Source organism: Wolbachia endosymbiont of Dirofilaria (Dirofilaria) immitis, from assembly GCF_013365455.1.
Classification (GTDB): domain Bacteria; phylum Pseudomonadota; class Alphaproteobacteria; order Rickettsiales; family Anaplasmataceae; genus Wolbachia.
In genome coordinates this window covers 612,078-624,335 of the sequence record NZ_CP046578.1, presented here as the reverse complement: position 1 = coordinate 624,335, position 12,258 = coordinate 612,078, and the positions used below count along the sequence as shown (strand labels likewise).

Here is a 12,258-nt window from a genome sequence, read left to right as displayed (position 1 = left end):
TTAACATTTAAAATGAGGTTTAGATGTCAATAACACCTGAGAAGAAAAAGAGTTTAGTAAATGTATATTCAATTAAGGAAAATGATACAGGTTCGTCTTTTGTACAGTGCGCGATCTTAACTGAAAGGATCAGTAACTTGACTGAGCATTTTAAAGTGCACAAGCATGATTATCACTCTAAGCGTGGTTTGCTTATATTAATAGGTAGAAGGCGCAAGCACTTAAATTATATAAAGCATAAGTTTGGTAATAAGACTTACCAGGAGTTAATAGAGAAGTTAGGCATCAGAAAATAATTGAGGAATTTAGTATGTTTAAAATTATAAGAAAGTCCATAGAGTGGGGTAACCGTACCTTATCTTTGGAAACAGGGAAAATAGCACGTCAAGCTAATGGTTCAGTAGTTGTAAATTATGGTGATACTTCTATTTTGGTAACTGTTGTGCGTAAGAAGAGAGAGGAAAATGTTGATTTTTTGCCTTTGAACGTGCAATTTATTGCAAAAAGCTATGCCATGGGTAGAATCCCTGGTGGCTTTCTAAAAAGGGAAGGTAAACCATCTGATAGAGAAACATTAATTTCAAGGGTAGTAGATAGAAGTATAAGGCCACTATTCCCAGAAGGTTTTCATGATGAAATTAGTATAGTATGCAATTTGTTAACTTATGATACTATAAATCCTCCTGAGGTACCAGCATTGATTGGTACTGTTGCAGCACTTGCGATTTCTGGTGTTCCTTTTCACTTTGTTATAGCTGGGGCTTTAGTTGGTTGTGATGAAAATAATAATTATATACTCAACCCATCTGCTCAAGAGATGAAAGTAAGTAGCTTAGATCTGTTTTTATCTGGTGACGAGCATTCAATTTTGATGGTTGAGTCAGAAGTAAAAGAGCTCTCTGAAGAAAGGGTTCTAAGTGCAATGAAATTTGGTCATGAGCACCTTCAACCTGTTATTAAGCTTATAAAAGTGTTTGCTGACGCAGTTGATAGTAAACCTGAAAGGTTTGCCTCTATTGATATATCAGATATAATACAAGATCTTGAAAGGTACAGTGCAGATTTTGAGAAAGCGTACTCACAAGCAGCAAAACAAGAGCGGGCTCGAACTTTAGAGATGCTTAGAAGTGACATATTAAGCACTTTGAAGGAGGCTGGAAAGGATGAGAGATTAATTATATATGCAATAAGGACCTTTGAAAGGTCCTTATTGCGTGAGATAATTAGAAAGAAAAAAATAAGAATAGATGGCCGTAAATACGACGAAATACGCCAAATAGAAATTGAAGTTGATATTTTATCTAAAACTCATGGTTCTGCATTATTTACAAGAGGTAATACTCAAGCACTTGTCGTTACTGCTCTTGGTACTACACAGGATGAACAAATTGTAGATGATATTGAGGGTGACAGGCGTGAGCATTTCATGTTACATTATAATTTTCCTTCATTTGCTGTTGGAGAAACTTTTGCTATACGTGCGCCAGGAAGGAGAGAAATTGGTCATGGTAAACTTGCTTGGAAAGCAATTTATCCTGTCTTACCTGATAAATCTGAATTCCCTTATACAATAAGAGTAGTATCTGAAATTCTGGAATCGGATGGTTCTTCTTCTATGGCAACGATTTGTGGAACTTCCCTTGCCTTGATGGATACAGGTGTACCAATAAAGGCTCCTGTTGCTGGAATTGCTATGGGCCTTATCAAAGGAAGAAACGAATATATAGTACTTTCTGATATATTAGGTGATGAAGACTGTCTTGGTGACATGGATTTTAAAGTAGCAGGAACTAGTGAAGGGATTACGGCACTGCAAATGGATATGAAGATTTCTGGTATAAGTTTTGAAATTGTTAGAAAATCTCTAGAGCAAGCAAAGGATGGAAGGTTACATATCTTAGAAAAAATGAATGCAGTGATTTCAGAACACAGTGGTGATGTAAAAAGTCATGCACCAAGAATGACATCATTTTACATAGATAAAGATAAAATTTCTGTGGCTATTGGTGCTAAGGGAAAAAATATACGGAATGTGTGTGAAAAAAGTAATGCAAAAGTTGAAATAGGGGATGATGGCAAGGTTTCTGTGTTTGCTATGAATAGCACTGAAGCTAAAATTGCAAAAAATATGCTAATTGATTCGATAACAGAACTAGAGCAAGGTGCTATAGTTGATGCCAAGGTTATAAAAATAGATAGATCTATTGTAGAACTTGAGCTTCTCAATGGAAGGAGAGGTAAAATGCATATAAGTGAAGTAGCAAATAAACATATAGAATCTATTGGAGATATACTTAAGCATGGTGATATTTTCAGAGCGTTAGTAATTGACTTTGAAAAAGGTGGATGTCCAAAATTATCAAGGCGTCGTGTTGATCAAGAAACAGGTGAGTTCTTTGAGGGAGAACTTTACAATGAAGATAAGAGAGATGGTTCAAATGAGAGAGGTTATTATAATAGTCCATTTAATAGAAAATCTGGGCAGCGTAAACGTCCTGTTCGTTCTCGTTTTGGCTTAAGTAACAGAAGTAATAGGGCACAATTCGGTAATGATGATTCATCATCAAGTTTCTATTAAGAGTAGATTCTTTGTCTTATCTTATTAAGAATTAATTTGCTAGGTAAAATTTTATTATCTGCACTACAACGATAGTTTTTTAAAGTCATTGACAGCCTTTCTCATGTTTTCAGCTCTAAATATTGCTGATCCAGCAACTAAGATGTTTGCACCTGCCTTCACTATATCAGCTGCATTTAGAAGGCTAACTCCACCATCTACTGAAATTTGTGTTTTGAGGTCACGCTCTTGTATCATTTTTTTTACGGTTGATATCTTGCTTAGTTGTGAATGGATAAACTTCTGTCCACCAAATCCAGGATTGACTGTCATAACTAGCACAACGTCTAGTTCATGTATTACGTGCTCAAGCACACTAGGAGGAGTTGAAGGAGCAATTGAAACTCCAACTTGAACTGTTTTTTCTGTAGAATTTGCATTTTTATATGATTTTATTTTTTTTATTAGTTTCTCAAGATGTATTTCTGCTTCTGCATGTACAGTGATGATATCGGCACCAGCGTTTATGAAGCTTTCAATATGTTTACTAGGAGATTTAATCATTAGGTGCACGTCAAAAGGAAGATTGGTGTATTTACGTATTGCAGAGATAACGCCTGGACCAATTGTGATGCTTGGAACAAAATTTCCATCCATAACGTCTATATGGATATGGTCTACGCTTAAACTATTGATTTTTTTTATTTCTTCTCCTAATTTTGCAAAGTCTGCTGAAAGTATAGAAGGTGCAATTTTGATACCCATGCTTTGTTTACTAAAAAATAGAAGATAACTTATTTTAAAAGTTCTGTCACCAAGTCCTTAGTTAATGAACTCTAAGTTAGTATTACTTATTAGTGATAAAGTCTTTTAAAGAGCTTTATTTAAATACCATACTTACATGAAATACCTTGACTTCATACATGGTAAGAAGCTACTTATATATAGTGTGCGTCTATAGCTCAGCTGGATAGAGCAACAGTCTTCTAAGCTGTGGGTCGTGGGTTCAAATCCTACTGGACGCACTCTTTGTATGTCAATATTTTCTATGAGCCTTTAAGTATTCTGTACTGTATTTAAAATTAGTAATAGGCAGATTTGTGTCATTTTAAGATTAGTTCACTTTTAGCTAACCTGCTTATTATAATTTTTACCTGATTCTGAGCAATATAGAGCTTACACTGCCGATTGTAGGTTTTTTAGCCAATAAAGAATGAGTTTTCTTTCTGAGAGGAAAGTTATTAGCTTTGCCGTTGAAAAAGATGCATTAACTAATAAGCATTTTCTATTAATAATATTCAAAATAAACTTTGATAGATTTTTAGGGAGAAACCTTTAGTTAATCTATATTATAAATTTTTTGTTTTGTTTATTAAGGCTAGTGTATAATATAACGTTTAGCTAAGCCAGTGGGCACATATTAGTTAAAATTTAGTTATTTTGTTACTAATTAAAGGTAGAGGGAGATAATAAATCGCTAATTCTACAAAAACTTATTGAATGAGTTATTCTCTTTATTAAAACAAGACTTTGATTTAATTTTTATTGTATTCTAGAAATGCTGAATTATAGCTTTTTGCTTTCTAGCTTGCTTTGATTCATTTTAAAAACTTATTATTTCTATTCTTGTAGTGGAAAATATATCACCGTAAGTATATTTTTTTTATATTTGTAGCTCTTGTTATTCTTTCAATTATTTTAATATGAACAGTATAGAAGTCATGTTTTTTACCTTGGATAATGTATTTACTAAAATTTATGGCTGTGTCATATTTTTTGTGCTTTCTGAGATTGATTTTTCATCAAAGAATTGCCTTAAGTATGTGATATTTAGACTAATTTTTTATGCAGCTTTAGGCAAGAAGTTTTCCTAATTACAAATAAATATCTTTATTAGATACCCAGCTGTTGCTAAGCATTTTACGATATATTCCCTTATAAATCTTAGTTTTACTAAAAGTGATCATGTTTTATTATGATTGAAATTTCTAATAGCCTATCTTTAAATTAATATAACAACAGTTCTTTTTAATATTATATTGCAAATTCTTGTACTACAAGATTCATTTTTACTCCTCGCGAACCTTTAATTAAAATTATATCATTATCCTGAATAATATTAGCTAAATTACTCTTTAATTGATTAATATCACTGAAATGTATACCTTTTATATTGCCTGGTAAAAGGCTATTTAGTTCTAACATAAATTTGCCAACTGTATAAACTTTGTCCACACTATGTTCTATGATAGAATCAAGCAGTTTTTTATGAAATGTTATGCTTTCATTGCCAAGTTCTAGCATATCACCGAGCAGTGCAACTTTCCTTTGGTTAGAATATGTACCTAAAGTTTTTATTGCAGCTTTCATTGAAGCAGGGCTGGCGTTATAGGAATCGTCAATCAAATATACATAATTTTCATTATATTTAGCCTTATGAACGCTGCCTCTACCCTTAGTTACACTAAAATTCTCAAGTGCGAATAGTAGTTTTGATAAATCAAGTCCTAGGATTTGTATAATTGCTATAACAGTCAATGCAGAATATGCAAAATGTTCGCCTCTCAGGTGTAAATTACAATTTATAATTTGGTTATTATTTAGTCTAATTTTTAAACCTAGTCTATTAGTAGCTTGATTTTTAGCGTGTGACGCTGGGGTGATGATAGAAGACTCATTATTTTCTGTTATGTCTAGTAAACAAACTGTAGCATTTTTATCTTTACCGAAGCTTACTACATTTTTGTTAGCATATGATGAAAGATAATTGTAATATTTATTATCTTTATTCAAAACTAAAGTGCCTTCAGTTTTCATACCATGCAGAACTTCTAATTTTGCTTGAGCAATATCAAATAGTGATGAAAAATTCTCAACATGTGTAGGTTCTACATTAGTAATGACAGCAATATCAGGATTACTTATCTTAGATAACTCTTTTATTTCACCAGTTTTATTCATTCCCATTTCAAGAATTAAGTACTGGCAGTTTTCTGGGGCTTTTAGAATTGTTAAAGGTAGTCCTACATTATTATTCAAATTACCTTCGGTTGCATAAGATATTCCATATTGTGATAAAACAATGTGTAACATATCTTTTGTAGTAGTTTTTCCAATACTGCCTGTAATTGCAATGATTTTAGTATTAACAAGGACATTTCTAACGTAGTATGATGCTATGTTGTGTAAAGATTTTAAGGTATCTTGCACAAGAATTAGAGGAAGGTTCTTATATTTATTATCGCTTACTATTGCAACTTTTGCCCCTTTTAAAAAGGCCTCATGTAGAAAATCATGTCCATCAAATTTTTTCCCCTTGAGGGCAATAAACACATCACCTTTTTTTATGCTTCTTGTATCTATTGAAATATTTGAGCTATGTGTCCAGTTACAGCTACCTTCTTTTCTTCCATTAGTGGCATCGATAATATTGTTTGTGTTCCATTTGAACATGATTTAGCGCAAAGTAAATTAGACAACAAAAATAGCAAAAATGCCACATATTTTTGGTAATGTAAATAGTGATTGCAATCTCTATAACTTTATCTATATACTCTAAATATAGGAGTTTAGGTATTTTTATCTAACCATTTAAGATGTATTGTAACATTTAATTGTAAAGGATGCTTTAGGAGTATGTATGGTAGAATCGTTCTGGAATAAGGTAGGTAGATCAGTTAAAAGAGGGGTAAAAATTATGAAAGATATCTCTACTCTTCCACTTAAAGCTTTTATTTACCCTATAAAGAAACCAAGTGCCTCAATGGGTGAAATGCAACATGATGCTAAAATTTCACTAAAGGAAGCTGCTGGTATAAATGTGTCTAAAGAAGAAAAGGAGTATATTTCACCTATAGAAACAACAGAAGCTAGTAAGGATCTTGGTGTTCAAGTAACAAAACAGGGAAGAGGATTGGTGATTTTTCTTGTGTCAAGAACTTTAACTGGGAATATATTTCATTTAACTGAAGAGCAGTTAAATGAAATAGAAGAGCTAGATGGTAAATACTCGAGCGTGTGTATAGATAAAGGAAGCAATAGAATTATGATTACAGTTAATGTTGAGGGAATTATCAATGATATTAGGAATGATTATAAATACAGGGAAAGGAGCCAAGAGGAAGTAAGACAGCTTGTCATTGACAAGATTTATGGTGAAGCTGATCGTAATCTCAAAGGTGTGGCAAGGATTGCTAATGGGGAATTTGTGACTCATACAGACAGGAAGTTATTGTATGGTATTGGGAAGGCACTATATCGAGAAGGTAATAGGTGGTTATCGGAAGCTATAAGCCCTACAGGAAAGTTGATGGGGCAATCATCAGAGGTTATCGCAAGTATAGATTTTAATATTACTAATCCTAATAATTTTCCCTATGGTAAAAAGAGTATATTTTCTATGAAATCGCAGCAAAGTATTGAAAAACAAGCAAGAGAGCTTGGAATTAAAAGTGGTCTTTCAAATCTCGAAGATGTTTCTCCTGGTAAAGTAATAAAGCCATCTTTTGTCTTTAATAAGGAAAAAGAAGGAAAAAGCCGTTCTTAAAATATGAGTAACAAAGGTTATGATAGTAGTAATGTTTTTGCCCAAATATTAAGAGGAGAGTTACCTTGCAAGAAAGTGTATGAAGATGAAGATGTACTGGCATTTTATGATAAGTATCCTGATGCACCGGTTCATATTTTAGTTGTGCCAAGAGATCAATATGTTTCGTATGATGACTTTATCCTAAAAGCTTCTGCAGAGAAGATAGTAGGCTTCTTTAAAGCTATAAGAGAAGTGATATACAAATATAATTTAGAAGAAACAGGATATAGGTTAGTTACTAATTATGGTAAAAATGGAGAGCAAGTTGTTCCACATTTTCATGTACATGTTTTAGGTGGTAAGAGACTAGGGAAGCATGTGAATTTATAATGTTTTTTATGTAATTTTATTGAATGAGTGAATATTTAACTGTAGTAATTTTTATTTGCGTATCAATGGTGGTATCACTTGCCTTAGGTGTATTACCTATGTTTCTTGCTATAAGTAAGCCAGATAGTGAAAAGCTTTCTACATATGAGTGTGGTCTTAACCCTTTATCAAGAGCAAGAAAAAGTTTTGACATTAAATTTTACTTAGTTTCAATATTATTTATAATATTTGACTTAGAAGTTATCTTTCTTTTCCCTTGGGCAGTTTCTTTATCTAAAATAAGTTATTATGGATTTTGGTCTATGATGATATTTCTTTTAATCCTTACTATAGGCTTTGTCTATGAGTGGTGTAAAGGTGTGTTAGAATGGGAGTAAGTTTATGAAAAGTCAAATTTTTTCTAGTAATGATTATAGTTCTTATAAGAAAGAAGGGTTCCTTGTTACTAAATTTGGTGATCTAATGGATTATATAATTAATTGGGCAAGGTCTGGTTCGTTATGGCCGATGACATTTGGTCTCGCATGCTGCGCAGTGGAGATGATGCACGCTGCGTCCAGCCGTTACGATCTTGATAGGTATGGTATAATGTTTCGTGCAAGTCCAAGACAAGCGGATGTTATGATTGTTGCCGGCACGCTAACCAATAAAATGGCGGCAGCATTGCGTAAGGTGTATGATCAAATGGCAGATCCAAAATATGTTGTTTCTATGGGAAGTTGTGCAAATGGTGGTGGGTATTATCATTACTCTTATTCGGTTGTTCGTGGTTGTGACAGAATTGTACCAGTTGATGTGTACGTTCCTGGGTGTCCACCAACTGCTGAGGCGTTGCTGTATGGAATGTTGCGCTTACAAAATAAAATAAAACAAACTCAGAGTACATAGGATGAGTGAAACTGTAAAGTATATACAAGAAAAGACTAAATGTGAGCGTATTCAGCAAGATAATGGTACTATTATAATGTATGCAGCCTTAGGTGATATTGAAAATTACTTACTTTTCTTGCGTGATGATGAAAAATGTAGGTTTGAATTATTAGTTGATATTTTTGGAGTTGACTATCCAGATAGAGAAAAGCGTTTCGAATTAATATATAACTTGCTCAGCGTTATATATAATATTAGATTACATATAAAACTTCAGTTAGATGAAAGTGATACTCCTTCAAGTATAGTAAAGATATTCAGCACAGCTTCGTGGTTTGAGCGTGAAGTCTTTGATATGTATGGGATAGAATTCTCTGGTCATCCTGATTTGCGTAGAATTCTAACAGATTATGGATTTAAAGGTCATCCTATGTTGAAAGATTTTCCTCTCACTGGTTATGAGGAGGTAAAGTATGATATAGAAACAAAAAAGGTTGTATATAATCCTATAGATTTACCACAAGATTTTCGTATATTTGATAGTCTATCCCCTTGGGAGGGCGAAGCTGCAAAAATGAATATAAAGGAGTAGAAAATGACAGCACAAAGAAAAAAAATATCTTTGGTTGGTACAGGGAATATTGGAGGTACTCTTGCCCATATGATTGCGCTCAGAGAGCTTGGCAACGTTGCTTTGTTTGATATTAGTGATGGAGTACCACAAGGTAAGGCATTAGATATTGCGGAGTCATCTCCTATCGATGGGTTTAACATTAATATTACTGCTACAAATAGATATGAAGATATCAGAAACTCTGATGTGATTATAATAACTGCTGGTGTTGCAAGAAAATCTGGAATGAGTAGGGATGATCTTCTTCAAACTAACGCTAGAGTAATGAAAGAGGCTGGTGAAAATATTAAAAAATATTCTCCAAATGCCTTTGTAATAGTGGTTACAAACCCTTTAGATGTTATGGTTTCAGTGGTGCACAGATTTTCAGCTCTTCCGACTAATATGATTGTTGGAATGGCAGGAGTACTTGATTCTGCCCGTTTTAGTTATTTTCTTGCAAAAGAACTAAATATTTCTATTGAGGATGTATCTGCTCTTGTACTTGGAGGACATGGTGATACTATGGTACCTCTAATTAATTACGCCTCAGTTGCTGGTATTCCTCTTACTCGAATTATTGATATGGGTCTTATCACGCAGGAAAAGGTTGATGAAATAGTCAAACGTACTCGTAATGGTGGTAAAGAAATAGTTGATTTACTTAAGTCTGGATCCGCGTACTACTCTCCTGCATCTTCAGTTATATGTATTCTAGAATCATATCTAAAAGATAAAAGGCGTATACTGCCATGTGCTGTTTATCTCAATGGTGAATACGGTGTGGAAGGTTTATTCGTTGGTGTTCCTATAATTATCGGTAAAAATGGGGTTGAAAAGGTTCTAGAAGTTAAGATGAATAGTAATGAACAAGAAATGTTCAATAAATCTGTGGGTGCAGTGAAAAAACTGCTAGAACTTTTAGCTCCATAGCTTCACAAGTAGGTCAGTGATTTTACTAAATTTCTCTAGAGTTAAGTTTCATAAATAAGCTAAAAAAGTTGCTTGTGGTTATTTTTGCTACTTTATTAGGTGATTCATCCCATAGTTCTGCTAGGCAATTCACGGTATATTTTATCATTGCTGGTTCATTCTTTCTCCCTCTATAAGGCTCAGGTGATAGATATGGAGCATCAGTTTCGACTAGAACGAATTTATGTGGCACATTTTGTGCAATTTCTCTGAGTAAATTAGCACTTTTGAAAGTGATAATTCCAGAAAATGAAATGTATAATCCCAGATCCACAGCTTGGTAAGCAAACTTTTTAGAAGAGGCAAAACAGTGTACTACTCCATTAAAAGTGCCAATTTTCATTTCTGACCTTAATATATCAACCATCTCACAATCAGCGTTTCTAGCATGGATAACTAAAGGTAACCCTGTTATTCTTGCCGCCTCTATGTGTGATGTAAAACTTTTTTTCTGATTATTTTGGGTATTAGATTTGTAAAAATCTAACCCAGTTTCACCAATGCTAATTACCTTTTGACCCTTGGTAAATTCAACTAATTCATCGACATGTATAAATTTGCCGCTTTCTACGGTAGCATCAAGTGGATGTACACCAATAGAGGAGTAAACCTGATCATACGATGAGGAGATTTTTAGTAATTTAGGAATGTCATTAATGCTAGTACATATGTTGTGTAAAATTTTTACACCGCTTTGTTTTGCCCTTGAAATCACTTCTGGTATTTCATCGTCAGAGAAGTAAATTAAATGGCAATGAGAATCTATTATCACGAATGTACACGAATGTTACTTAATAATAGAGATTTTTATTTGAGAAGAGAACTCTTCTATTATAGTTTTATAAACTTTTTTTTTAAAAGGTATAGCGTTGACTACTAAATCATCTGCACTTTGCCAACGCCACTCTTTGAACTCTGAATAATCAGTATGGTTGATATTAATATCTTTATCCTCTCCATGAAATTTCATTAAAAACCACCTTTGTTTTTGACCGAAATATCTTCCACCCCAGCAAGTTGGTATAAATTTCTTAGGTAAGTTATAGTATATCCAACTCTTGTTTTTAGCCATAATCTTTGCTTTATCAGTGCCAGCCTCTTCTAGCAACTCACGTAATGCTGCCTGCTCTAACTCTTCACCATTATCAACTCCTCCTTGCGGCATCTGCCAGTAAAAATCACTGCCAAAGCGTTTTCCAACAAAAATATGTCCTTGTTTATTTAATAGCATTATGCCAACACAAGGACGATATTTATCTTTCTGGTTAATCATGAGTATACTTTGTTAAATTACTTATAAGAGTTTTAACTAATTTAATCTTTTTATTAAGCTTCCTTTACACTTAAATTTAAATTGTTAATTTTTAGCAAACTTTTAAGATAAAGATAGCATTCTTTTCTCTACTCCTTTTTATAGCAAAATCTGAATCAGTAATTTTGCCTTTCTAATATTTACACAATATCACTAACACACTTTCTCTAGCTACAAAAATTTTTCCCACAGTAATAAGGAACTTTTGTTTAGTAATTTAGTAGTCTTAAATTAATGTTATTAGATAAGTTATTACTCACTATTATTGCATTGACAATCTTGTATAGTTCTTCGCAGTAAACTTACTACTACTTAGAAAGCCAGTTAAGTAAACAAGGGCTTTACTTATAATAAACACAATGTTGGAGAAACTATTTTTACATTATATATAAAAAAATGTATATTACATTACTGTTGCGTCAAAAGCATAAATGATCTGTGTTAGTAATGTCAAAAATAGTTCATGTTTAGAAATTTTGAGTGTACTATTGTAAGTAGACATTTAATTTAGTGATGAATAGTATATCCTGTAATACAGAATCAATAAAAAACTTAATTGTAAACGTTATAAGTCAAAATAAAGGTTATAATATAACTACTTTCAATGTGCAAAATAAAACTGTTGTTACAAAGTATATAGTTATTGCATCTGGGAGTTCAAACTGCCATGTCAGAGCATTAGCTGAGCATATAATAAGGAGTCTCAAGCCATATGATAAAACAAATGTAGAAGGTATAGACAAAGGTAATTGGGTAGTTGTATCTTTTCAAGATGTAATGGTTCATATATTTAGACCAGAAGTGAGAGAATACTATAAAATAGAAGAGTTATGGATTGATTGACTGGGTATCTGAGTAGTTGACTTACAACTATATAAGTATTGAATCTTTACGGGGTGACTTTCAGATGTTTGAATTGTGTGGGCAAAGAAATCTTAATCGTAGGTAAGCACACTAACAATTTTGGTAAGATTATATGAAAAAACTTGACTTTAGCATTACGGTTTTCATGATAA

At 32.9% G+C, this 12,258-nt stretch carries 13 protein-coding genes and 1 tRNA gene; 10 read left to right on the top strand and 4 right to left on the bottom strand.

Annotated features, from left to right (window positions below):
* Positions 1-23: 23 nt before the first annotated feature.
* The gene (rpsO, locus tag GOY12_RS02490; RefSeq protein ID WP_175818488.1) at positions 24-296 is read left to right on the top strand and encodes a 30S ribosomal protein S15; all 273 of its coding nucleotides are present in this window, start codon (positions 24-26) and stop codon (positions 294-296) included.
* A 14-nt stretch (positions 297-310) separates the two neighbouring features.
* Positions 311-2,578, top strand: a complete 2,268-nt coding sequence (gene pnp, locus GOY12_RS02485; RefSeq protein WP_175818487.1) for a polyribonucleotide nucleotidyltransferase — start codon at positions 311-313, stop codon at positions 2,576-2,578.
* 63 nt (positions 2,579-2,641) lie between these two features.
* Here the strand turns inward: pnp and rpe are convergent, their stop codons facing one another.
* The gene (gene rpe, locus GOY12_RS02480) at positions 2,642-3,322 is read right to left on the bottom strand and encodes a ribulose-phosphate 3-epimerase (protein WP_175818486.1); all 681 of its coding nucleotides are present in this window, start codon (positions 3,320-3,322) and stop codon (positions 2,642-2,644) included.
* Between the two features lie 186 nt (positions 3,323-3,508).
* Here rpe and GOY12_RS02475 point away from each other — a divergent pair.
* Positions 3,509-3,582, top strand: a tRNA-Arg gene (locus GOY12_RS02475).
* 1,009 nt (positions 3,583-4,591) lie between these two features.
* Here GOY12_RS02475 and GOY12_RS02470 read toward each other — a convergent pair.
* The gene (locus GOY12_RS02470; RefSeq protein WP_175818485.1) at positions 4,592-6,010 is read right to left on the bottom strand and encodes a UDP-N-acetylmuramoyl-tripeptide--D-alanyl-D-alanine ligase; all 1,419 of its coding nucleotides are present in this window, start codon (positions 6,008-6,010) and stop codon (positions 4,592-4,594) included.
* A gap of 187 nt (positions 6,011-6,197) precedes the next feature.
* On the opposite strand from GOY12_RS02470, the gene GOY12_RS02465 reads away from it, so the two are divergent.
* The 6 genes from GOY12_RS02465 to mdh are packed head-to-tail and all read left to right on the top strand — an operon-like array spanning position 6,198 to position 9,891.
* Entirely contained in the window at positions 6,198-7,103 is a 906-nt protein-coding gene (locus GOY12_RS02465) for a hypothetical protein (protein ID WP_175818484.1), read from the top strand.
* A gap of 3 nt (positions 7,104-7,106) precedes the next feature.
* Positions 7,107-7,475, top strand: a complete 369-nt coding sequence (locus GOY12_RS02460) for an HIT domain-containing protein (protein WP_175818483.1) — start codon at positions 7,107-7,109, stop codon at positions 7,473-7,475.
* 23 nt (positions 7,476-7,498) lie between these two features.
* Complete coding sequence (gene ndhC, locus GOY12_RS02455; RefSeq protein WP_175818482.1) at positions 7,499-7,852, top strand: NADH-quinone oxidoreductase subunit A; 354 nt, start codon at positions 7,499-7,501, stop codon at positions 7,850-7,852.
* A 4-nt stretch (positions 7,853-7,856) separates the two neighbouring features.
* The gene (locus GOY12_RS02450) at positions 7,857-8,363 is read left to right on the top strand and encodes a NuoB/complex I 20 kDa subunit family protein (RefSeq protein ID WP_175818481.1); all 507 of its coding nucleotides are present in this window, start codon (positions 7,857-7,859) and stop codon (positions 8,361-8,363) included.
* A 1-nt stretch (position 8,364) separates the two neighbouring features.
* Positions 8,365-8,937: an NADH-quinone oxidoreductase subunit C gene (locus tag GOY12_RS02445; RefSeq protein WP_175818480.1), complete on the top strand. Its 573-nt coding sequence runs from the start codon at positions 8,365-8,367 to the stop codon at positions 8,935-8,937.
* Between the two features lie 3 nt (positions 8,938-8,940).
* A complete protein-coding gene (gene mdh / locus GOY12_RS02440; protein ID WP_175818479.1) occupies positions 8,941-9,891 on the top strand; it encodes a malate dehydrogenase in 951 nt (316 codons plus the stop codon).
* 25 nt (positions 9,892-9,916) lie between these two features.
* Here mdh and GOY12_RS02435 read toward each other — a convergent pair whose 3' ends face one another.
* Together GOY12_RS02435 and GOY12_RS02430 are read right to left on the bottom strand one after the other, a co-directional pair.
* Entirely contained in the window at positions 9,917-10,702 is a 786-nt protein-coding gene (locus GOY12_RS02435) for a TatD family hydrolase (protein ID WP_175818478.1), read from the bottom strand.
* A 15-nt stretch (positions 10,703-10,717) separates the two neighbouring features.
* Complete coding sequence (locus GOY12_RS02430; protein WP_175818477.1) at positions 10,718-11,203, bottom strand: RNA pyrophosphohydrolase; 486 nt, start codon at positions 11,201-11,203, stop codon at positions 10,718-10,720.
* Between the two features lie 552 nt (positions 11,204-11,755).
* Between GOY12_RS02430 and rsfS the strand changes: the two genes are divergently transcribed.
* On the top strand, positions 11,756-12,085 hold the full coding sequence (gene rsfS / locus GOY12_RS02425) for a ribosome silencing factor (RefSeq protein WP_246214357.1): 330 nt from the start codon (positions 11,756-11,758) through the stop codon (positions 12,083-12,085).
* Positions 12,086-12,258 lie beyond the last annotated feature (173 nt).

Excerpts from the sequence above, each read along its gene's own strand:
- rpsO (WP_175818488.1), top strand. The coding sequence starts at position 24 with ATGTCAATAACACCTGAGAAGAAAAAGAGTTTAGTAAATGTATATTCA.
- pnp (WP_175818487.1), top strand. The coding sequence starts at position 311 with ATGTTTAAAATTATAAGAAAGTCCATAGAGTGGGGTAACCGTACCTTA.
- rpe (WP_175818486.1), bottom strand. The coding sequence starts at position 3,322 with ATGGGTATCAAAATTGCACCTTCTATACTTTCAGCAGACTTTGCAAAA.
- GOY12_RS02470 (WP_175818485.1), bottom strand. The coding sequence starts at position 6,010 with ATGTTCAAATGGAACACAAACAATATTATCGATGCCACTAATGGAAGA.
- GOY12_RS02465 (WP_175818484.1), top strand. The coding sequence starts at position 6,198 with ATGGTAGAATCGTTCTGGAATAAGGTAGGTAGATCAGTTAAAAGAGGG.
- GOY12_RS02460 (WP_175818483.1), top strand. The coding sequence starts at position 7,107 with ATGAGTAACAAAGGTTATGATAGTAGTAATGTTTTTGCCCAAATATTA.
- ndhC (WP_175818482.1), top strand. The coding sequence starts at position 7,499 with ATGAGTGAATATTTAACTGTAGTAATTTTTATTTGCGTATCAATGGTG.
- GOY12_RS02450 (WP_175818481.1), top strand. The coding sequence starts at position 7,857 with ATGAAAAGTCAAATTTTTTCTAGTAATGATTATAGTTCTTATAAGAAA.
- GOY12_RS02445 (WP_175818480.1), top strand. The coding sequence starts at position 8,365 with ATGAGTGAAACTGTAAAGTATATACAAGAAAAGACTAAATGTGAGCGT.
- mdh (WP_175818479.1), top strand. The coding sequence starts at position 8,941 with ATGACAGCACAAAGAAAAAAAATATCTTTGGTTGGTACAGGGAATATT.
- GOY12_RS02430 (WP_175818477.1), bottom strand. The coding sequence starts at position 11,203 with ATGATTAACCAGAAAGATAAATATCGTCCTTGTGTTGGCATAATGCTA.
- rsfS (WP_246214357.1), top strand. The coding sequence starts at position 11,756 with ATGAATAGTATATCCTGTAATACAGAATCAATAAAAAACTTAATTGTA.